Annotated in this window: 21 protein-coding genes; 15 read left to right on the top strand and 6 right to left on the bottom strand. The window is 37.4% G+C overall.

Annotated features, from left to right (window positions below):
• Positions 1-71 precede the first annotated feature (71 nt).
• Positions 72-1,109, top strand: a complete 1,038-nt coding sequence (gene tsf, locus GPZ88_RS03855; RefSeq protein WP_166043494.1) for a translation elongation factor Ts — start codon at positions 72-74, stop codon at positions 1,107-1,109.
• A 99-nt stretch (positions 1,110-1,208) separates the two neighbouring features.
• Here tsf and GPZ88_RS03850 read toward each other — a convergent pair whose 3' ends face one another.
• Entirely contained in the window at positions 1,209-1,673 is a 465-nt protein-coding gene (locus GPZ88_RS03850) for a COG2426 family protein (protein ID WP_074603058.1), read from the bottom strand.
• Between the two features lie 257 nt (positions 1,674-1,930).
• On the opposite strand from GPZ88_RS03850, the gene GPZ88_RS03845 reads away from it, so the two are divergent.
• Positions 1,931-2,392, top strand: coding sequence for a CtsR family transcriptional regulator (locus GPZ88_RS03845; RefSeq protein ID WP_166043492.1), 462 nt, complete (start codon positions 1,931-1,933; stop codon positions 2,390-2,392).
• A complete protein-coding gene (locus tag GPZ88_RS03840; protein WP_166043490.1) occupies positions 2,389-4,830 on the top strand; it encodes an ATP-dependent Clp protease ATP-binding subunit in 2,442 nt (813 codons plus the stop codon). The genes GPZ88_RS03845 and GPZ88_RS03840 overlap by 4 nt, the downstream gene beginning before the upstream one ends.
• A 56-nt stretch (positions 4,831-4,886) precedes the next feature.
• Here the strand turns inward: GPZ88_RS03840 and GPZ88_RS03835 are convergent, their stop codons facing one another.
• Positions 4,887-5,246, bottom strand: coding sequence for a response regulator (locus GPZ88_RS03835; protein WP_166043488.1), 360 nt, complete (start codon positions 5,244-5,246; stop codon positions 4,887-4,889).
• Positions 5,247-5,431: 185 nt separating this feature from the next.
• Between GPZ88_RS03835 and GPZ88_RS03830 the strand changes: the two genes are divergently transcribed.
• The 6 genes from GPZ88_RS03830 to GPZ88_RS03805 all read left to right on the top strand — a co-directional run bounded on the left by GPZ88_RS03830 (position 5,432) and on the right by GPZ88_RS03805 (position 10,426).
• A complete protein-coding gene (locus tag GPZ88_RS03830; RefSeq protein WP_166043486.1) occupies positions 5,432-5,764 on the top strand; it encodes a LytR/AlgR family response regulator transcription factor in 333 nt (110 codons plus the stop codon).
• Between the two features lie 9 nt (positions 5,765-5,773).
• Complete coding sequence (locus GPZ88_RS03825; protein ID WP_133017806.1) at positions 5,774-6,508, top strand: response regulator transcription factor; 735 nt, start codon at positions 5,774-5,776, stop codon at positions 6,506-6,508.
• Between the two features lie 3 nt (positions 6,509-6,511).
• Positions 6,512-7,870, top strand: a complete 1,359-nt coding sequence (locus tag GPZ88_RS03820; RefSeq protein WP_166043484.1) for a sensor histidine kinase — start codon at positions 6,512-6,514, stop codon at positions 7,868-7,870.
• A gap of 135 nt (positions 7,871-8,005) precedes the next feature.
• Positions 8,006-8,752 (top strand): hypothetical protein, encoded by a 747-nt coding sequence (locus tag GPZ88_RS03815; RefSeq protein ID WP_039697807.1) that lies wholly within the window; start codon positions 8,006-8,008, stop codon positions 8,750-8,752.
• A 27-nt stretch (positions 8,753-8,779) separates the two neighbouring features.
• Positions 8,780-9,652, top strand: coding sequence for an ABC transporter ATP-binding protein (locus tag GPZ88_RS03810; protein WP_166043482.1), 873 nt, complete (start codon positions 8,780-8,782; stop codon positions 9,650-9,652).
• Between the two features lie 6 nt (positions 9,653-9,658).
• Complete coding sequence (locus tag GPZ88_RS03805) at positions 9,659-10,426, top strand: hypothetical protein (protein WP_166043480.1); 768 nt, start codon at positions 9,659-9,661, stop codon at positions 10,424-10,426.
• 42 nt (positions 10,427-10,468) lie between these two features.
• Here GPZ88_RS03805 and dusB read toward each other — a convergent pair whose 3' ends face one another.
• The 3 genes from dusB to gshAB all read right to left on the bottom strand — a co-directional run bounded on the left by dusB (position 10,469) and on the right by gshAB (position 14,674).
• Positions 10,469-11,446, bottom strand: a complete 978-nt coding sequence (gene dusB, locus GPZ88_RS03800) for a tRNA dihydrouridine synthase DusB (RefSeq protein ID WP_166043478.1) — start codon at positions 11,444-11,446, stop codon at positions 10,469-10,471.
• Positions 11,439-12,305: an Hsp33 family molecular chaperone HslO gene (gene hslO, locus GPZ88_RS03795; protein WP_166043476.1), complete on the bottom strand. Its 867-nt coding sequence runs from the start codon at positions 12,303-12,305 to the stop codon at positions 11,439-11,441. Before hslO ends, dusB begins: the two co-directional genes overlap by 8 nt.
• Before the next feature lie 119 nt (positions 12,306-12,424).
• Complete coding sequence (gene gshAB, locus GPZ88_RS03790) at positions 12,425-14,674, bottom strand: bifunctional glutamate--cysteine ligase GshA/glutathione synthetase GshB (protein WP_166043474.1); 2,250 nt, start codon at positions 14,672-14,674, stop codon at positions 12,425-12,427.
• A 411-nt stretch (positions 14,675-15,085) separates the two neighbouring features.
• Between gshAB and GPZ88_RS03785 the strand changes: the two genes are divergently transcribed.
• On the top strand, positions 15,086-16,378 hold the full coding sequence (locus GPZ88_RS03785) for an adenylosuccinate synthase (protein WP_074482359.1): 1,293 nt from the start codon (positions 15,086-15,088) through the stop codon (positions 16,376-16,378).
• 169 nt (positions 16,379-16,547) lie between these two features.
• Here GPZ88_RS03785 and GPZ88_RS03780 read toward each other — a convergent pair whose 3' ends face one another.
• Entirely contained in the window at positions 16,548-16,949 is a 402-nt protein-coding gene (locus GPZ88_RS03780) for an RrF2 family transcriptional regulator (protein WP_166043472.1), read from the bottom strand.
• A 734-nt stretch (positions 16,950-17,683) separates the two neighbouring features.
• Here GPZ88_RS03780 and GPZ88_RS03775 point away from each other — a divergent pair.
• The 5 genes from GPZ88_RS03775 (at position 17,684) to GPZ88_RS03755 (ending at position 22,032) form a co-directional block, all read left to right on the top strand.
• Positions 17,684-18,691 (top strand): methionine ABC transporter ATP-binding protein, encoded by a 1,008-nt coding sequence (locus GPZ88_RS03775; RefSeq protein WP_166043469.1) that lies wholly within the window; start codon positions 17,684-17,686, stop codon positions 18,689-18,691.
• On the top strand, positions 18,688-19,341 hold the full coding sequence (locus tag GPZ88_RS03770; RefSeq protein WP_166043467.1) for a methionine ABC transporter permease: 654 nt from the start codon (positions 18,688-18,690) through the stop codon (positions 19,339-19,341). Before GPZ88_RS03775 ends, GPZ88_RS03770 begins: the two co-directional genes overlap by 4 nt.
• A 97-nt stretch (positions 19,342-19,438) precedes the next feature.
• Positions 19,439-20,272 (top strand): MetQ/NlpA family ABC transporter substrate-binding protein, encoded by an 834-nt coding sequence (locus GPZ88_RS03765; protein WP_166043465.1) that lies wholly within the window; start codon positions 19,439-19,441, stop codon positions 20,270-20,272.
• 18 nt (positions 20,273-20,290) lie between these two features.
• On the top strand, positions 20,291-21,451 hold the full coding sequence (locus GPZ88_RS03760) for an iron-containing alcohol dehydrogenase (protein WP_166043463.1): 1,161 nt from the start codon (positions 20,291-20,293) through the stop codon (positions 21,449-21,451).
• A 23-nt stretch (positions 21,452-21,474) separates the two neighbouring features.
• Positions 21,475-22,032 (top strand): carboxymuconolactone decarboxylase family protein, encoded by a 558-nt coding sequence (locus GPZ88_RS03755; RefSeq protein ID WP_166043461.1) that lies wholly within the window; start codon positions 21,475-21,477, stop codon positions 22,030-22,032.
• Positions 22,033-22,110 lie beyond the last annotated feature (78 nt).

Below are 22,110 nucleotides of genomic sequence, written 5' to 3'. Positions count from 1 at the left end.
ACGGGGCAGAAAGCAAACCGCTCTGTCTCGTTTTTATTATTTAGTAAACAAAAAACCTGGAGGACATAAAAATGGCAATTACTGCAGCTCAAGTAAAAGAATTGCGTGAAAAATCAGGTGCTGGTGTTATGGATGCCAAAAAAGCACTTGTTGAAACTGACGGTGACATGGAAAAAGCAATTGAATTGCTTCGTGAAAAAGGTATGGCTAAAGCAGCTAAAAAAGCTGACCGCGTTGCTGCTGAAGGTTTGACTGGTACTTACGTTGACGGTAACGTTGCAGCAGTTGTTGAAGTTAACGCTGAAACTGACTTCGTTGCTCAAAACGCACAATTCGTTGAATTGGTTAAAGAAACAGCTAAAGCTATCGCTGAACAAAAACCAGCTAACAACGAAGAAGCTCTTAAAGTAACATTGGCTTCAGGCGACACTTTGGAAGCAGCTTTTGTTAATGCAACTGCAACAATCGGTGAAAAAATTTCATTCCGTCGTTTCGCACTTATCGAAAAAACTGATGAACAACACTTCGGTGCTTACCAACACAACGGTGGACGTATCGGTGTTATCACAGTTCTTGAAGGTGGCGACGAAGCTATTGCTAAACAAGTTTCAATGCACGTTGCAGCTATGAAACCAACAGTTCTTTCATACGAAGAACTTGACCCACAATTCATCCACGATGAATTGGCTCAAATGAACCACAAAATCGACCTTGATAACGAATCACGTGCAATGGTTAACAAACCAGCTCTTCCACACTTGAAATATGGTTCTAAATCACAATTGACTGATGAAATCATCGCTCAAGCTGAAGAAGATATCAAAGCAGAACTTAAAGCTGAAGGTAAACCAGAAAAAATCTGGGATAAAATCATCCCTGGTAAAATGGCTCGCTTCATGCTTGACAACACTAAAGTTGACCAACAATACACACTTCTTGCACAAGTTTACATCATGGACGACAGCAAAACTGTTGAACAATACCTTGATTCAGTAAACGCAAAAGTTGTTACTTTCGCTCGTTTCGAAGTTGGTGAAGGTATCGAAAAAGCAGCTAACGACTTTGAATCAGAAGTTGCAGCTACAATGGCAGCAGCTCTTAACAAATAAGACTAGCTTGCTAATATAAAAAGAAGATCACTTAGTGGTCTTCTTTTTTTGTGTGTAACATTAAAGAGCTTGGAATTTCCAAGCTCTTGTTTTTTCAAATTAAGATAAAGCGCCCAAACCAAGAACAGTTAGTGTTCCCATGATTAAGCCTGCAAGGATAACCCCGAGCATAACCGCTGTAATACTGCGTTTGAAGTCCCAGTCAAGAATTGAAGCAGCAAGTGTTCCTGTCCAAGCTCCTGTTCCAGGAATTGGAATTCCTACAAAGAGAAGAAGAGCAATGAAAATTCCTTTATCACCAGCAGTATCTGCAAGTTTTTTACCACCTTTGTGACCTTTTTTCAAACACCAAGTAAAGAAACCGCCGATAACAGGTTTATCAGCTCCCCACTCTAAAACGCGGCGAGCAAAGAAGAAGATAATTGGAACTGGAAGCATGTTGGCAATAACCCCGATAATCAGTGCTTGCCACATTGGAATACCAGTTGCGATAGCATAAGGAACAGCACCACGAAGCTCAATAAGTGGCACCATGCCGATTAAAAATGTAATAATATAGTTCATTACTTGAAACCTTTCATTTGTTACAAGGTTAATTGTATCTTATCTAGGAAACAAACTCAACTAAAATCTGTTCTAATAGTAAAATACTATTGCTTAATAAGCACTATTTATTTTAAATGGTGAGAAAAGCTTACGAGAGCAGGTCATTTGGTGTATTTTCGTTTATAAAAAGTGATATTTTTGTTATAATATTAGTCAGTTATAGTCAAAGAGAGTCCATCTTGAAATGGTCTTTAATCTTGAAAAGGAGGAAGCTAATGGCAAAAAATACATCTGATAGTATTGAAGAATACATCAAGCAATTACTTGCCCAATCAGGTATTGCTGAGATTAAGCGGTCAAACTTGGCAGATGCCTTTCAAGTTGTTCCTAGCCAAATTAACTACGTGATCAAAACACGTTTTACAGAAAGTCGTGGCTATACAGTCGAAAGTAAGCGTGGTGGCGGTGGCTATATTCGCATTGCTAGAGTGCGATTTTCAGACCAACACCAATTGTTTGACAACCTTATGGCAAATATCGGTGAACGTATCAGCGAGCAAGTCTTTACAGATTTGATTCAATTACTTTTTGACGAAAAAATTATTAGTGAACGTGAAGGAAATCTGATTTTAGCAACAGCTACTGATGAGGTTTTGGGAAAAGATGCTCCTGAAATTCGTGCGCGTATGTTGCGAAAAATCTTACAAAGATTAGATAGAAAAGGATTCCATTTATGAGTGAATATTCAATGAAAATGCAGGAGGTTTTCAGTATCGCCCAGTACCAAGCGGCGCGATTTGAAAGCCCATATTTAGAAAGTTGGCATGTGCTTTTAGCCATGGTAGCTGTTCATGATTCAGTGGCAGGGTTAACATTTGCTGAATACCAAAATAAGATTGCTTACGAAGAGTACGAAGCGGCAGCTGTTTTGGCGCTCGGGAAATCACCTTTGGCAGATGTTAAAAATGTGCAGTTCTTAGAACAATCTAAAGCCCTAAAAGACGTCTTAACTTTTGCTGAGTCAATTTGCAAAGTGACTGGAAGCACTGAAGTCGGAACAGAGCATGTCCTTTATGCTATGTTGTTGAATCTCGATTTGTTTGCGACACGTCTTTTGGAAGTTGCTGGATTTAAAAATAAAGAAGATGGTGATTCAGCACGCTTGCTTGATTTGCGTAAATCATTGTCACGTAATGCTGGATTTACTAAAGAAAAAATCAAAGCTATTCACGATCTTCGCAAACCCAAAAAAGCTACAATGGGCGGAGCTTTCTCAGAAATGATGAAACCTCAGTCAACTGCGGGAGAATTATCAGACTTCACTCGTGATTTAACTGAATTAGCTCGTCAAGGAAAACTTGAGCCAGTTATCGGACGTGAAAAAGAAGTCTCTCGCATGGTTCAAGTACTTAGCCGTAAGACTAAAAATAATCCTGTCTTGGTCGGTGAAGCTGGTGTTGGTAAAACAGCTCTTGCTTATGGTTTGGCACAACGTATTGTTAATGGTGAAATTCCTTATGAGCTTCAAGACATGCGTGTCTTAGAGCTTGATATGATGAGTGTTGTTGCGGGAACTCGTTTCCGTGGTGATTTCGAAGAACGCATGAACCAAATCATCTCAGACATTGAAGCTGATGGTCATATTATTTTATTCATCGATGAAGTGCACACTATTATGGGATCTGGTTCTGGAATTGATAGTACTTTAGATGCTGCTAATATCTTAAAACCTGCTCTTGCACGTGGTACGCTTCACATGGTTGGTGCGACAACTCAAGAAGAATATCAAAAACATATCGAAAAAGATGCAGCTCTTTCACGTCGTTTTGCGAAAATTACGATTGAAGAACCAAGTGTTGAAGATGCTTATCAAATTTTACTTGGGCTTAAGAAATCTTACGAAACTTTCCATAATGTGACGATTTCTGATCAAGCTGTGTTGACGGCTGTTAAAGCTGCACACCGTTATTTGACAAGTAAAAATCTACCAGACTCAGCTATTGATTTGCTTGATGAAGCTAGTGCAACCGTTCAAGGTTTGGTGAAAAAAGAAACACCTTCTGACTTAACTCCAGCTGACCAAGCTATCTTAGAAGGTGATTTCAAAAAAGCTACAAAATTGCTAAAAGCATCACGTAAAGCTGTGACACGTAAGCCAACAGCTGTGACAGAAGATGACATTATGGCAACTCTTAGTCGCTTGTCAGGTATTCCAGTTGAAAAAATGACGCAAGCCGACAGCAAGAAATATTTGACGCTTGAAAAAGAATTGCACAAACGTGTGATTGGTCAAGATGCTGCTATTTCAGCGATTAGCCGAGCAATCCGTCGTAATCAAGCAGGTATCCGTACAGGAAAACGTCCAATTGGGTCATTCATGTTCTTGGGACCTACTGGTGTTGGTAAGACTGAATTAGCTAAAGCTTTGGCTGAACTTCTCTTTGATGATGAATCAACACTTATCCGCTTTGACATGTCTGAATACATGGAAAAATTTGCGGCTAGTCGTCTTAACGGAGCTCCTCCAGGATACGTTGGTTATGAAGAAGGTGGCGAATTGACTGAAAAAGTTCGTAACAAACCTTATTCAGTCCTTCTTTTCGATGAAGTTGAAAAAGCTCATCCAGATATTTTCAACGTCCTTCTTCAAGTTTTGGATGATGGTGTGTTGACAGATAGTCGTGGTCGTAAAGTTGATTTCTCAAATACGATTATTATCATGACGTCAAACCTTGGTGCGACAGCTCTTCGTGATGATAAAACTGTTGGATTTGGTGCGCGTGATATGGCTCATGATTATGATGCTATGCAAAAACGTATCATGGAAGAGCTTAAGAAAACTTATCGTCCAGAATTCATCAACCGTATTGATGAAAAGGTTGTCTTCCACCACTTAACACAAGAAAATATGCGTGACGTGGTTAAAATCATGGTTAAACCATTGATTGCAACCTTAGCTGAAAAAGATATTACGCTTAAATTCCAACCATCAGCGCTTAAATACCTTGCTGAAGCTGGATACGACCCAGAAATGGGTGCTCGTCCTCTTCGCCGTACCCTACAAGATAAAGTCGAAGATAAATTATCAGAACTTATTCTATCAGGCGAATTAGCAAGTGGAAATACCCTTAAAATTGGTGTTTCAAAAGGACAACTTAAATTTGACATTGCTTAATAAAATAACCCCTGCTGGTAAACCAGTAGGGGTTTTGTTCGGTATCAATATTTTGATTAGATGATATCATGGATGTAGTTTGTGATATCGTTTCGGTTTATTTTAGAAAGATTTAGAACACCTAAAAAGCAAAGGTGAGTCCTATAAATTTTTTGGTAGTCAAGGTCATTAGAGATTAAAATAAGATTTGAGTGGGGCTCTTTTGATCTTATTTTTTTTGCGACCTCAATACCATTCCAGGCCTTTAAATGTACGTCATTTATGATAAAATAAGTATTAGGAGCTTTATGATTTGGAATAAGTTTATAAAAAGACCTAGATTTAACTGCTTTATTAGGATAATGTTCAGTTAAAATATCTTTAATAATGCGATAGAAATTTTTATTGTACCAAACTGGTTGCATGACATAAATCATAGAACCTCCTTTCAAAGTTATTGTAGCAAATATTAGTTTAACAATTTATTAATCTAATGAATAGTTGTTTATTTGTCATGAATAGCATTTTTTTACCGTTTATGACATCATAACTACCATTCATTATACATTGTAAGTTGGGAAAGTAATCTTTGTTATGATAACCTTACCAGGAGGTTTTTTATATGGATTATATTATTGTAACAAAGGGAAGGGTATCAATAAAAATTAAACTTGTGGATATTTACTATATTGGGACTATAGAAGGAAAACCACATGTCTTGAAAATTGTGACAGAAGATGCTTGTTATGAGATATACGGGAAATTAAAGGAAATTAAAGAGCAAGCCCCTCACATTTTTACACGTTGTCACAAAAAATATCTGGTCAATCTTGCTTATGTCAAAGGGATTAATAAGGGAAATCAACAGATTGTTTTTATAAATAGTAAGGTCAAAAGCATCAAATGCTCAAGGCGTTGCTTGAAAGAAGTTATACAAACTTGGGAAAATTTATAGGAGTTTAAAATGCTAAATATCTTTGTGTTAGAGGATGATTTTTTCCAACAATCACGTTTGGAACAAGCTATTAATCGTTGTATGAAAGAAAATCAACTGAAATACCGTCAGTTGGAGATTTTTGGGAAGCCTCAACAGCTTTTGGAAGCTATCAAGGAACAAGGGAATCATCAATTTTTTTTCTTAGATATTGAAATTAAAGGAGAAGAGAAAAAAGGAATGGAGATTGCGCGTGAAATTCGTGCTAAAGACCCTAATGCAGTGATTGTTTTTGTGACGACGCACTCTGAATTTATGCCAGTAACTTATAAGTACCGTGTAGCGGCACTTGATTTTATTGATAAAGGGCTAAATGAAGAGGAGTTTCAAGAGGCAGTATCATCTGTTTTAGTATATGCTTTTGAAAATGTCGATACCACAGTAGCAAGTGATGCCTTTGTCTTTAAAAACGAGCATTCACACGTTCAAGTTCCTTTTTCGGATATTTTGTACTTCGAGACATCATCAACAATTCACAAAGTTATTTTAACCACAAAAACAGGGCATATGGAATTTTATGGCAAGGTTTCAGATATCGCAAAAGCAGACGAACGTCTTTACCAAAGTCACCGTGCCTATGTCGTTAATCCAGAAAATGTTACCAAAATCGATCGCACCAACCATATCGTCTACTTCGAAGGCGATGAATCGTGCTTTGTGTCACGCCTGAAACTAAAAGGATTAATCGAAAGAGTGGAGAAATAGAGGATGAGCTTTTTTGAATTTCCAATAACGTTAGAATATGAAGGGCATTTCTTTTTAAAGTGGGTTATTATACTATTAATTTTTCGCCAAATTAGCTTATATAAGTTAAACTGGAAATATTGCTTAGGTATTCCATTGTTTTTAACGTTTCTTGAGGTATTTTATTATGATATTGTAGGTCTATTTGAAATTCTCTTATTGCCTATAGTATTGATGGTTGTCAATTATAGAAATAAATTAAATTGGACAAAAACGCAATTTTTATTTTATAGTTTTTTCCCTTTTTCTGTGGTAACAATGTTTATCAACTTAGCAACGTCATTTATATTATTTTGTTTTAAATTATCTTTAAATGACTGGTGGGAATATCGGTGGTCAGATTTTGTTACTTTATTTTTAGGAACTATTTTTTGTTACCTTTTTTACAATTTTGTTCGTCTAGATAATAAGATTATTCACTCAGGATTGAATAATTTAAAATTAAAAAAAGTTGTTAATTCTTTTGTTTCTTCAATTGTAATTTACTCAGTTACTACATTTGGTTTAGAGGTTTTATATTATATTGAGACTAAAGATTGGTTTAAGACGTCGATTGATATTATTCATATTAGAAGAATTCTTCCAATAGTCTACTTCTTTATAATGATTAGTTTTCTTTTTTATATCAGTGAAGAAGTGAAGAAAGAACAAGAAAATGAGTTGATTCGTTTAAAGGACCAGCAACTCAATTCGATGTCCTCGTATAGTGAGCATATTGAGTCACTTTACACGCAGATTCGTGGCTTTAGGCATGATTACACGAATTTGCTGGTTAGCTTAAATGAAGCAATTCATCACAATGACATGCCAGCTGTTAAAAGTATTTATGATACTGTTTTAGTGGATTCTGGAAAATCGCTAAATACAGATAGTTATCAGATTGGAAATCTAGCTAAAATAAGTAATCCATCAGTCAAAAGTATTATTTCAGCTAAATTAATGGAAGCTCATCAAAAAGGCATAGCTTTAAAAGTGGAAGTTGAGGACTATATGGATAGTCCTAAGATGGAGTTATTGGATTTTATTAGAATTCTTTCGATTCTTTTAGATAATGCCATTGAGGCTGCTGAGAGTTGCCAAAAACCAAGCCTAGTATTTGCCTTTTTTAAAGATAAGGGCAGCGATATTTTGATTGTTGAAAATTCGACAGAAAAGAAAAGGGTCAATACTAAGACCATTTTCCAACGAGGCTTTTCATCAAAAGGCGATAATCGAGGCATCGGTCTAGCCAATGTTAAAGAGATTTTAGATAAGTATGATAATGTTATCTTGAATACGACAAGCGCTGATTATCAGTTTAGGCAAGAGATGAAAGTGGGGTAAACGGTTCGAGGAATCGTTTTTTTATTTGTCAAAAAAACCATTCATGACAAAATATCTACCATTCATTACATTTTTAAGCTGTTGAGGTGCATTTAATCTATAATAACCTGTAAATAACAGTTAGGAGAAAAACGTATGTTTTCAGCTATATTTAAATCGATTTTTAAACGACGCGATGTCAGTATTTTGCTGGCGTTCTCACTTTTGCCTTTGGTTACTCCTTTTTTTATGGGGAATCAAAATATTGATACTATGGCAACGAGTGGCTTTACCTCAAATCTTTTTTCGTTTCTTGTTGGTGCTTTAGATACTCAATATAAGTTAATTATTCCAACTTTGATAATTGCTTTTATTGTTAGTTCAGTTTTTCGTGATGAAATTGATAACGGCATTATGTTTTTATATAAAGATATCAATAGAAATCATATTTTTAAAGCAAAAATGAAAGGTTTATTTTTACTTTACTTCATTTATTTTGCTCTGTCTTTATTTGTTGGAGTAGTTACTTATTATGCTATTCTTATCCCAAAATATAATCTACAAATGAAAATATTACCAAGTCATTCTCTTGATTTTGAGAATAATTTACTAGTTTTATTAACAACGATTGCTTTGAATTTAATAACAATATCTCTAATTGCTTGGATTGCCATCAGCAAAAAAACTTTAGTGGCTGTTTTGTATGGGGTGCTATTTACGCTTCTTTCTATGATAGCTCCTATGCTAAAGACATTCCGCTATGTTTACCCTAATAGCTATGCTGAATTAATTAAAGAATTGTCTTTTGGAAAATCATTTTTGATAGCAACTATTTTATCAATCGTGTATTTTAGCATTTTGTATTTGTTAGCTAAAAATAAATTTAAAAAAATTGAATTCTAGGATTACAGGAAGAATCAGGAGAAAAATATGCTTAAAATTGAACATTTATCAAAAAAATTTGCGGGAAATGATTTCTACTCGCTTTCTGATGTTTCAATGGAGATTGAAAAGGGCGAGATTGTTGGTTTGATTGGGAAAAATGGTGCTGGTAAATCAACTTTGATGAAAATGATTGCCAAATCTCAAAAACCAACTAGTGGGACAATCACTTACAATGGCACTGATATCAACAGTCGTGACAATGTTTTGGATGATTTTGGAATTATGATTGACCCAGTCTTTTATCCTGAGATGTCTGTTATCGATAATTTGAAATTTTATTTGAAACTACATGGCAAAGAGGAACTTTATTCAAATATTGAAAGTACCTTGAAGTTAGTTGAGCTTTGGGATGCTCGTCATCGTAAGCCAAAAGGGTTCTCTTTTGGGATGAAACAACGTACAGCTTTAGCGATTGCCTTGGTTGCAGAGCCTGATTTCTTGATTTTGGATGAACCTTTTGTAGGGCTTGACCCAATTGGTGTGCAAAAATTAATTACCATTTTGAAAACATGGTCAAGTGAACGTCAAATTTCAATGTTGATTTCAAGTCACCAACTTGGAGAATTGGAAGCTTTATGTAGTCGTTATGTCTACATTGAAGCAGGAAAATTAGCGGATGCTTTTGAGGGTAAAGAAAATCCAAGTCTTGTGGTTGACTTGGATACAACTAAAGATTTGAGTGTTTTAAAACCATTCTTGAGTGAAACGGTTGTTCTAGAAGGGCACTCACTTGATATTTCAACAGTGACAGCAGCGAAAGACCTTAACCACCTCTTTGAAGTTCTGGCTAGTCATGAATTAATTGCAGGTATTGATGTTAAGGAAAACCATCTTAAAGATGTCTTTATGAAAGGGTGAGATACGATGAAACATGTTTTTTTAGCAGTATTTGATTCTGTCTGGAAACGCAAAGAAACAAAGATTTTTCTTGCCTTTAGTTTGTATCCGTTAGTATTTTACCTATCTTCATTTTTCCCGGATTCAGAGTTTATGAAACTTAGTGCAGATCCAGGAACTACATTTAGTTTTATTGAGTTCTTTAATTTGCTATTTGGTACAGTTAATTCAATTACTTTGCCAGTTCTCGCACTTTATTATTTGACTCACACTGTTTTTAAACGAGAAATTGATAATTCTTTACTGTTTTTGTATAAAGATATTGATAGAAAGAAAATCTTTATAGCTAAGATTCTTAGTTTGTGCTTAATTGTCACGATTTTTGGAGTGCTATTTTTAGGTTTTACACTTGTAGCGCACTATGGTGCTGTTGTAAAACTTCCTTTAGGTAGTCATGCAGTATTTCCTGCAACAGCTAAGGAAATGTTAGAAACTCTATTAAGCATTGGTGTATCATTTATAGATTTTTATCTATCTGTTTTTCTAGCCGCTTTCTTTTCATTATATTTTAGCGGTGGCGTGGCGCTGCTAGCAGGTGTTATTATCGGAACAGCAACTGAAATTATTGCACTTATCGGTGGTCCAGTTGCCCTAGCTTACCCAACTTGTTATAATCAAATGATTTACGAAGGTAAGCTTGTGGAGGCTGTTTTCGGCATTGTGGTTGTGACTTTCATTTATGTTGTAGTGCTATCTTATTTTGGGTTTAGGAAATTTAAAAATGTGGAATTTTAACATAAAAAGTCCCAGATAACAATGTTATCTGGGACTTTTTTCTTATCGCAAACTGTTAAAGATTTCTTTGACTTCGTCGATTGTTTCTGCGCGTGAGACGGCTCCGCGAATTTTAGCTGCACCAGCAGTACCACGTAGGTAATGTGGAGCTAGACCACGGAATTCACGGACAGCGATTTTTTCACCTTTAAGGTCAATGAGACGTTTGAGGTGATCTTCTGCGATGTCCAATTTTTTGGCAAATGGAAGATCTGGTAACTCTTCACCAGTTTCAAAATAATGATTGATTTGAGTGAAGATGTATGGGTTGTTCATGGCTGCGCGTCCAACCATAACAGCATCAACACCGATTTCTTCAATCATGTATTTCGCATCGTGAACGCTGCGCACGTCACCATTTCCGATAAATGGAATTTTAGTGATGGCTTTTGAAACGCGAGCAAGTGTTTCAAGGTCACATTTACCTGTGTACATTTGTTCACGTGTGCGTCCATGCATAGCAAGGGCAGAGACACCAGCTGATTCAGCAGCAAGGGCATTTTCAACGGCTAGAGAGTTATCTGACCAGCCTGTACGCATTTTTACGGTAAGTGGAATATCAAGAACAGAAGTGACTTCATCGATGATGTGATAAATTTTATCAGGGTCTTTGAGCCATTTTGCTCCTGCTTCGTTTTTGACAACTTTATTGACAGGACAGCCCATATTGATGTCAACGATGTCAGCTTTTGTATTTTCTTGAATATACTCCGCTGCACGTTTCAAACCATCCGCGTCTCCACCAAATAATTGGATAGACATTGGATGTTCAGTTTCATCAATGTGAAGCATGTGAAGGGTTTTTTCGTTATTGTAAAGGAGACCTTTTTCGGAAATCATCTCCATTACGACTAAGCCAGCTCCGAATTCTTTGGCAATAGTACGAAAAGCAGAGTTTGTCACCCCTGCCATGGGTGCTAGAACCGTGCGGTGAGGAATTTCAACGTCACCAATCATGAAAGATGAGCTGAGATTAGTCATTAATCAAGCCCTCCAAATCATCTTCAGTGAAGTTGTAAGTTTTACCGCAGAATTGGCAAGTGATTTCAGCACCGTGGTCTTCGTCTTTCATGGCTTTTAATTCATCTTTGCCAAGAGTGACAAGAGCAGCTTCGAAACGTTCACGTGAGCAGTCACAGTTAAAGCCGATTTCATCTTCAGCAAGGACTTTGTATTCGTCTTCGCCATAGATAGCTTTTAGAAGAGCTTCGATGTGGTCATCAGATTCCAAGAGTTTTGAAATGGCAGGCATTTCTTGGATACGTTTTTCGTAACGGTTGATTTCTTCTTCAGAAGCACCTGGAAGAACTTGCAACATAAAGCCACCGGCAACTTCAACTTTATCATCGTCATCAAGAAGGACATTAAGTCCAACAGCAGAAGGTGTTTGTTCAGATTCAGTCAAATAAAAAGCCAAATCTTCACCGATTTCACCTGAGACAAGTGGTGTTGATGATGTGTATGGGTTACCAGTACCGTAATCGGTAATAACAACGAATTGACCGTTACCCATGAATGGGCCGACCATGACTTCACCAGTAGCAGTTTTCTTAACATCAACGCCAGTGTTTTGGATGTAGCCTTTAACGTGTCCTTTAGTATCAGCCACAGAAATAATGTGACCAAGTGAGCTATCACCAATGACTTTGACGGTTACTTTGCTGTCTCCTTTCTGATTGGCAGCTAGGATTTGATTGGCAATAAGCGTTCTACCTAGAGCAACTGTAGAGCTAGAAAGTGTTTGATGTTTTTCTTGAGCAGTTCTGACAGTCTCAGTGCTATCAAGCACATAAGCACGGAAAGAACCAGATTTTGAAATTGATTTTATAAGTTTATCCATAAGAATATTATAACACAAAGCAAATTTGATGGGCTAGTATTGTGGCTGTTAAAGCGTAATCATCTCGTGCTTAATTTGGACAATCAAAAAAGCGAGCTGACCTCGCTTTTTAGGTATCTTTAAATCTCAGGAAATAGTTTAGCGATGATTTTTGGAGCAAGGGGTTGTCCAGGTCCTTCATGACAGTAAGTGTGAAGGTAAATGGCAGGATTAAAGTTCAATTCGATACAAGCACAATTTGGTGTTTCTTTGCTAGCTGGTAAGGTCTTATCTGGGATAATCAAATCAACTCCGCAGACCCAAGCTCCAACAGCGCTAGCCATTTGGGCAGCCAATTCTTTATAATCTGATGGCATGATATCAGTAACATCAATTGAATCGCCACCAGTTGAAATGTTAGAGTTACGGCGTAAATCAACTTTGACACCATTTGCTGGGATATCATCAGGAGTGTAACCTTGTTGTTCTAACATGAGACGCTCGACAGCTCCCAAGTCAATGATTTCAAGTGGTGAGCGGTGACCGCGGCCCCGAAGAGGACTCTGGTTTTTGAGTTCTACCAATTGGGCAATGGTGTGTTTGCCATCGCCAACGACATTTGCTGCCACGCGCAAGACAATAGCTTCGCATTTACCATCAAGAACGAAGAAACGGTATTCGGTACCTGCGATAAAGTTTTCAACTAAGACGGTATCATCTTCAGAAAATGCAATATCTAAGGCTTTTTGATACGCTGTCAGTTCAGCTGGTTCTTTAAAAATAGAAATTCCCAGACCGAAGTTAGTTGATTTAGGTTTAACGACGATAGCTTTATTTTTGATTTGTGAGAAATAGCGGAGCGCACTGTCTTTATCGCTGAATTCTTGGCCAGCTGGAACAGGAAATCCTGCTTGAGCGAGGAGTTTTTTAGTAACCACTTTATTTTCCATAATAAGTGGTGTAATGTAGCTGTCCTTAGCAGTCATATTGGCATTTTTAACGTATTCAATATGATCGCCATGCCATAATTTAATAAATTGATCATTCTCATCAAGGATTTCCAGGTGAAGGCCTTTTTGGATAGCGTCAAACATTAACATTTGAGTAGAGAGTTCCATTGATTCATACCCTTTAAGAGCATAGGGAGCTTTAAGGGCATACTCGTGGAAAGCTTGTCCTTGTTTTTGACCAAATGTTTCTAATGAAAGATTATCAATTTTTTCTAGTAAACGTCCTCCAATAGTTAATTCAGGATTCTTGATTTGTTCTTTGACATGATTTAACAATTCTTGGTAATAAGATGGCAAGTCAAAATGTTCAATCACGCCTTGCATAGCTGATAAGATTTCTGAAATAGGTGCTTCTTGTGGTAATTTTTTAAGCGGGTGGCTAAGAGCAATGACATTATTAAGCTCAGTAGCCTTAGCGATATCTTGGTCAATAGCAGAGCTACTATCAAGCCAGAGAAGAGCAAGAACGAAAAGATGAACAGTATCAAGTGTTTCTTGGGTGATTCCACGATGATCAAAAGGATTAAGGTCAAAGCAGCGTACTTCAAGGTAAGTGATGCCTTGTGTTAAATAATCACGGATGTGTTTGCTGCCACGAAGGCGAATAGCAGAATAAAATTCCTTTTCAGCAATAAGCTGACCAGAAGTTACATAATGCTCGATATCATTAATGTAGTTTTCAAGACTCTGATAAGAAACTTGGATGTTATTGCGGTTCACGTAGCCAAACTGACTATTTCGAATAGAACGAACGGGTTGAGCTAATTTGTGACTTAAAAATCCTTGCTCAGCGATTGGCGAAGCTCCGTAAAGATAGGTTAGAAGCCAACGATAGCGTAAGAAATTTTGAGCTAATTTTAGATAAAGGTCGTTTTTGAAGGTGATGAGCGAATCATAGCCGCTTTGTTGGAAAAGCGCAGCAACCAAATCTTTTCCCAGCTCCATATTGTAATGAATGCCAGACATAGATTGTAATTTTTTGCCATAAACCTGAGCTAGATGTTTACGATAATGACGCTCCCAATCATCTTCTAATTGAGCAATGTGAATCTCATCTTCACTGACTTGAGGTGGCATTGATAGAGGCCAGAGGTATTCATCCTTATCAATCGAGCGCCCTGCAACGTCTGTAATGGCTCCTAAAAAACGTAGGGCATCTTTGGTTGATTGCCCGATAGGAGTGATAAGTTCCATCTGAGCTTCACTATAATCTGTCTGAATATAAGGGTGAAAAGAACGACTTCCAAGACAGGTTGGGTGGCTTGTTTGAGCAATTTTGCCTTGTTGATTAATCCGCAAGCTTTCTCTTTCCAAACCAAAAGTTGCTTGCAAGATTGGTAAATGTTTAGACGAATCTTGTAATAAACTATTGATGTTCATATCTATGTATCTCCGTTGATTTTCAATTATTATTATGGCAAATTCTACCATTGTATGTAATGTATACCTATTCTATGGAAAAGTTTATGAAAATGCAAAGAATTGCTATACTTTTGCACAAAAATATTAAGAATTTTTAGAAAATTGAGACTATGTTAGAAAAAATGTCATATTTATCCCCTTTTTCAAAAAAAGTTCGGAAAAAATAATATTTTACCGTGGAATATTGAAAAAAAAGCAGAAAAGTCATATAATGAATTGTAAGACAAACTCGCAGGTGAGATTCCTGCCAAGTTGTAGAGAAAGGACGAAGATACGAATTTTAGCTTGGAGATGGAGACGACAGGCTGGATAAGTTAGTATCGTTTTTATTTGCTCGCTAGGTGATTTCGTATCAATATCGAACAGAATATGACATCAGTAGTAGTTGTTGGTACCCAATGGGGTGATGAAGGTAAAGGTAAAATCACTGACTTCTTGTCACAAGATGCTGAAGTGATTGCACGTTATCAAGGTGGAGATAATGCAGGACACACTATCGTTATCGACGGTAAAAAATTCAAATTGCATTTGATTCCATCAGGTATTTTCTTCCCAGAGAAAATCTCAGTTATCGGAAATGGTGTAGTTGTTAATCCAAAATCATTGGTAACTGAATTGAAATACTTGCACGATGAAGGTATTAAGACAGACAGTCTTCGTATTTCAGACCGTGCTCACGTTATTTTGCCATATCACATCAAACTTGACCGTTTACAAGAATCTTCTAAAGGTGATAACAAAATTGGGACAACAAACAAAGGAATCGGCCCTGCTTACATGGATAAAGCAGCGCGTGTTGGTATCCGAATTGCTGACCTTTTGGATAAAGACATCTTTGCAGAACGTTTGCGCGTGAACTTGGAAGAAAAGAATCGTCTTTTCGAAAAAATGTACGAATGCGAACCAATCAAATTTGAAGATATCTTTGAAGAATATTATGAATATGGTCAACAAATCAAAGATTACGTTACAGATACATCAGTTATCTTGAACGACGCTCTTGACGCTGGTAAACGTGTTCTTTTCGAAGGTGCACAAGGTGTCATGCTTGATATCGACCAAGGAACATACCCATTTGTTACTTCTTCAAACCCAGTTGCTGGTGGGGTAACAATCGGTTCAGGTGTTGGTCCAAGCAAGATCAATAAAGTTGTCGGTGTATGTAAAGCTTACACAAGTCGTGTTGGTGATGGACCATTCCCAACTGAACTTCTAGATGAAGTTGGAGATCGTATCCGTGAAGTTGGTCACGAATATGGTACAACAACTGGACGTCCACGTCGTGTTGGTTGGTTTGACTCAGTTGTTATGCGTCACAGCCGTCGTGTATCTGGTATCACAAACTTGTCACTTAACTCAATCGACGTTCTTTCAGGACTTGATACTGTTAAAATCTGTGTGGCATACGACCTTGACGGTCAACGTATCGACCACTACCCAGCAAGCCTTGAACAATTGAAACGTTGTAAACCAATCTACGAAGAATTGCCAGGTTGGTCAGAAGACATCACAGGTTGCCGTAGCCTTGATGAACTTCCAGAAAATGCTCGTAACTACGTTCGCCGTGTTGGTGAACTCGTTGGTGTTCGCATTTCAACATTCTCAGTTGGACCAGATCGCGATCAAACTAACATTCTCGAATCAGTTTGGGCAAATATCTAAATCAACTTGTTCTTATCAAGAAAATTTAGGATAGTTTAAGTTCTTCTCAATATACTAAAATCACTCCTAAACTTTTCTTTTCATATTTTCTATGCCACTGAAATCTTGGTTTCAGTGGTTTTTTGATGTCAAAAAGCCTCCTAAGATATCTTAAGAGTCTTGAATAGATTTAATTATTGACAAGGTCGAGGATGGTTTTGTTGTAGAAAAAGTCGTGGACGAGATTGTCATATTCTGTCCACATGGGAAGAGTTTTACATTTGTTTTTTCGTGGGCAGTCAAAGGATTTGTCAGCGAGGCAAGCAATGGATGACAGTGTACCTTCCATGAGTTCAAGAATTTCTCCAACAGTGTATTCTTCAGGTTTTCGACGAAGTTTATAACCTCCCCCTCTTCCACTGGCACCGATGAGCAAGCCACCTGATACCATTTCTTTAACGATAATTTCTAGGTATTTTTTGGAAATTTCTTGTCTTTCAGCGATGTCTTTGAGTGGAATATAGTTGTCATTGTTATTTTCGACGAGGTCAATCATTACTCGAATAGCGTAACGTCCTCTTGTTGATATCATGGGTAACCACCTTTCTAACAGGGCTTATTATACCGTAGGAGATATTGTGAAAGCAAATTTTTTTGGTGCATGATGAGTATTTTTAGACAATTCATGAGTGTTACTAGCAACGATAGAAAGAAAATCTTATTAATGGTAGTCTATTAGGTACTTTAGTTATGATAATAAACAGAAAATTTAAAATTTTCCTAAAAAACTATTGACATAGTAGGTGAATGGTGTTATCATAATTTCAATTATTTTAGAAAACCGTTGAAAAAGGAGGAACAGACATGCTAAATCGTAACGTTAACATTAAAAATACTGTCATGTGTTGTCGAATGCAAAATTCCCAGGCATTTTATCTGGCTGGGGCGTTCGATTGCGTGTCTGTACGTCCCGATACAGTATAGTCTTCGCTTTAGAGATTATTTGTAGCCAGTTGCCTGGGAGCTTCGTTAATGGAGCTCCTTTTTTCGTACCCTAAAAAAGAAAAAGGATATACCTATGAGAAGAAAAAAATATCAATTTGTTGGTATTATTAATAAGCCTGATACTTGAAATAGCAAGGCTCAAGGCTTATGTTGGTTGTTTTTGAGATGGAGGTGGTGCTTTAGACCATTATTAATATAGTGGTCAAAAGGAGTTAAAAGTTTTTAGGAGATTTTGGGATAAAGTTTAGCGTTCTTGAGTGGCGTTGGCATTAAAAGTTATGAGTTATGTGTGAAGTGAGTTAGGAATGACGGGGTGATTCATTGGTCAAAAATGTATTTGAGTTGGAAAATATTTCAAAGACATACAAAAATGATGGAAAAGATTTTATGGCTTTAAAAGATGTCAGTTTATCCATCCATGAGGGAGAGATATTTGGCATTATTGGGATGAGTGGCGCTGGAAAGTCAACGTTGGTAAGAACTTTAAATCGTTTGGAGGATGTTTCGTCTGGGACGGTTAGATTTTACGATCAAGATTTAGCTAGTTTAAAAACAGAGGAACTTAGGGATGTGAGACATTCTATCTCCATGATTTTTCAAGGTTTTAATCTTTTGCAACAAAAGACAGTGATTCAAAACGTTGAGCAGCCGTTACGAATTATTGGCGTTGATAAAGCAAAAAGGCGGCAAATCGCTGAGGAAATGCTTGCTATTGTTGGTTTATCCGATAAGAAAAATACTTACCCAGCAAGATTGTCTGGTGGGCAGAAGCAGAGAGTAGCGATTGCCAGAGCTCTTGCGGCTGACCCAAAGGTACTATTATGTGATGAAGCAACCAGTGCTTTGGACCCTAAGATAACAAGTGAGATATTAGCGTTATTAAAAGAGATTAATGAAAAAAGGAAAATCACCATTGTTATCATCACTCATGAGATGTCTGTGGTTGAAAAGATTTGTGACCGTGTGGCAATCATTGATAATGGAAAAGTTGCAGAAATTGGCGAGGTTAAGGAAGTTTTTCGCCATCCAAAATCAAAAGCAGCTCGAAAATTAGTTTTCCCAACGAATCCTTTTGCACCGTCTACTCCAGATGGTCGTCTCATTCGTATTGTTTTTGATGGTTTAGCTGCAAGTGAGCCATTTATTGCCAATCTAGTTGAAACGACAGGAAAAAAGGTCAATATTCTCAGTGCAAATACGAAAAGCGTTGGTGGCATAGGCTATGGTCAAATGGTTTTGGAACTTCCGCCAGATACCACAGACCAAGAAATCATTATTGATTTTTTGAAAAGAAATGGGCTTAGTTTATCGGAGGTGATTAAAGAATGAGTCAATACATCATAGAAGCTATTCAACTTGGCGTGTTAGAGACACTAGAGATGACGTTCTTTTCTGCCTTGCTTGCTTATCTTATCGGCTTACCTCTGGGAATTATTTTGTATGCAACAGCTCAGGGAAAGCTTCTAGAAAATCGGATTGTTAATCTTATTTTAGGAGTTATTGTCAATGTTTTAAGGTCATTGCCATTCTTGATTTTACTGGTGCTTTTAATCCCTTTTACACGGCTGGTAACAGGGTCTTCGATAGGAACGATTGCTTCCATTGTGCCTTTAACGATTGGAACAGTTCCAATTGTGGCGCGAATGGTAGAGGCGTCATTATGCGAAGTTCAGCCAGGGATTATTGAAGCTGCAACGGCTATGGGAGCATCACCGTTGTACATTATTTTGCACTTTATTTTGCCAGAAGCAACGCCATCCCTTTTACAAGGTGCTGCTATCAATGTTGCTACTGTTTTAGGTTATTCAGCTATGGCTGGTGTTATCGGTGGTGGCGGTTTAGGTGCCATTGCTTTACAGTATGGTTATTATCGTTATCAAAAGGATGTTCTTTGGTCAACGGTGGCTTTACTGGTGATTATGGTGATGATTATCCAAGAAGTCGGTGGCTTGCTTGCTAAAAAGAAAAGAAAATCATAAAAAGAGATTTTGAAAAAGAAAATTCAAAGAAATTAGGAAAAGTACCAAAATATTTAGGTTATGAAAATGGATTAATGAAAAGAAAAGGATGCAGATTATGAAAAAGAAAGTTTTATCGTTAGTCGTGACAAGTTTTTTGGCAGCTATTTTGACAGGATGCGGCGCTAGTCAAGCAGCTACGTCAACTAGTAATTCAGATAGTAATACGGTGATAAAAGTTGGGGCAAATATCACACCGCACGCTGAAATTCTCGAAGAAGCTAAACCAATTTTGGCGAAAAAGGGGATTACGCTAGAAATTGTAAAACTCGAGGATTCGATTACACCAAATACGGGAGTTATTGAAGGAAGTTTGGATGCCAACTATTTCCAACACGTTCCTTACCTAGACCAATTTAACAAAGAAAATGATTCAGATTTGGTTTCAATTGGTGCTATTCACTATGAACCTTTTGGAATTTACGCTGGACGTGTGACAAAATTATCAGCGTTGCCTGATGGTGCTGTGGTTGCTGTTCCAAATAACGTGACCAATGAAGCACGTGCACTTCTCTTGCTGGCTCAAGAGGGGATTATTACCTTAAATGACGATGCTGGCATTAATGCAACTGTCGAAGATATTACAGACAATCCGAAAAATATTCAATTTAAAGAATTGGCTCCTGAACAGTTAGTTTCAGCACTTCCAGATGTTGATATTGCTGTCATTAATGGGAATTATGCCATTGAAGGTGGTTTGAAAGTTGGCGAAGCTTTGGCAGTCGAAGCTAATGATGGTCTTGCAGCTAAAACGTATGCCAATATCATTGCAACTTCACCTGACAAGAAAAATGACAAGGCTTTGAAAACATTGGTTGAAGTGCTCCAAAGTTCTGAAATTAAGTCGTTTATTGAAGAAAAATATGATGGTGCTGTCGTGCCTTTGGATTAAGAGAATAAAGGAGTAAAAATGATTGGATTTGAGTATTATAATCCAGCCAAAATCGTATTTGGAGAGGATAGCGAGCAGAAATTAACAGCCTTGTTAAAAGAAAATAAGGTAACCTCACTCTTACTTGTATATAGCGGAGAGTTTATCAAAGATTTGGGAATTTATACCGTTATTAAGGAAGCTGTTGAAGAGCTAAGCATTGCATTTAGTGAGAATGGCAATGTGGTCCCCAATCCAGAGGTTAATTTGGTTCGAGAATTGGTCGAGCAAGGCAAAAAAGACAAGGTTGATTTTGTTTTGGCTGTTGGTGGTGGAAGTTCTATTGATACGGCTAAAGCTGTTGCTCTTGGAGTGCCATATGATGGAGATGTGTGGGATTTCTTTGATAAGGGAATTTTGCCAGAAGAGGTATTAAATATTGGTGTCATTGCCACAACAGCATCAAGTGGCTCAGAAACATCAAATGCTTCCATTATTTCAAATGGTGAGTGGAAGCTGGGCTTTGAAGATGACCGTATTATTCCAAAATTCGCTATCATGAATCCCAAATATACGGTGGGCTTGCCGCTTTATCAAACATCAGTTGGAATTGCGGATGTGTTAGCACACCTTTTGGAAAGGTATTTCTCAGATACGAAGCATTCAGATGTGACAGATTACCTTATTGAAGGAGCGGTTCGGGCATTGTTTTTAAATGCTGAGCGGTTGTTGAAGGATTTGAGTGATATTAATGCGCGTGCTGAAATCCAATGGTTGGCTAGCGTGGCTCACAATAATTTCTTAGATGCTGGACGTAGTGCGGACTGGGGTTCTCATCGAATTGAGCATGAATTGTCAGCACAGTATCATATTGTCCATGGTGAGGGCATGGCTGTTGTATTGCTGGCGTGGATTCGATATGTGGCAGACAGAAAACCTTGGCGCCCTGCTTTGCTTGCTAGCAGAGTATTTGGTGTAGACGCCCATGATTATAATGAGAAAGAGAGAGCTCTTATCCTCGCAGAAAAATTAGAAGCATTTTTTAAATCATTGCGTTTGAAGACAACTTTAACAGAACTAGACATTGATGATAAAGATTTTGAGATTATGGCAAAACGTGCTACTAGAAATGGAAATGTCGGGCATTATGAATTGCTAGATGCCGCAAAAATACAAGACATTTTGAGATTAGCACTTTAAGAAATAGAAAAGGAGACTGAAAAATGGCAAGAATTAAATTGGTAGAACTTGGTGAAACAACAGGAGCAGAAAAAGAACGTTACGAAGAATTGGCAGGTCGTAATGCTGTGACTAATATGAAAAAAGGACTTTTAAACGATGCGGCAACGTATGACGCTTACATGGGTTGGTACACATCATGGCAACGTTTGGTAGAAGTTGTTGGTGAAAAAGACGCTATCCTTTATGCGCATGCTATCTCAACAACGAATTCATGTCAACTCTGCTCACTCTTTTTCATTAGTGATGTGAAAGGACTTGGTCTTGACCCAGCGAATTTGAATTATGATGAGCGTGAAGAAGTTTTGACAGAATTAGGACGTTCAATCGTAAAAGACCCAACTGCTGTGTCTGATGAACTCTTTGAAAAATTAAGAACATTCTTTGACGACAAAGAAATCGTCGTTATTGTCGGCTTTGCTGGTCAAATGATTGCGACTAACAACTTTAACTCTGTCTTGCAAATTGATGTGGATAAACGTTTGCTTCCAATCATTGACGAATTCAAACCAGCCACATGGCGTGATAATTTGAAGAAATAAATTTTTGTAATGATAGCTATCCATTAAGTAAACGAAGCTGGGCGTTAGTCTCAGCTTTTTTCTTTTTGTCATTTTTAG

The sequence above is a fragment of the Streptococcus ruminicola genome (assembly GCF_011387195.1).
Lineage (GTDB): Bacteria > Bacillota > Bacilli > Lactobacillales > Streptococcaceae > Streptococcus > Streptococcus ruminicola.
The sequence above is the reverse complement of the archived record's forward strand: the minus strand, read 5'-3'. Positions and strand labels throughout refer to the sequence as shown.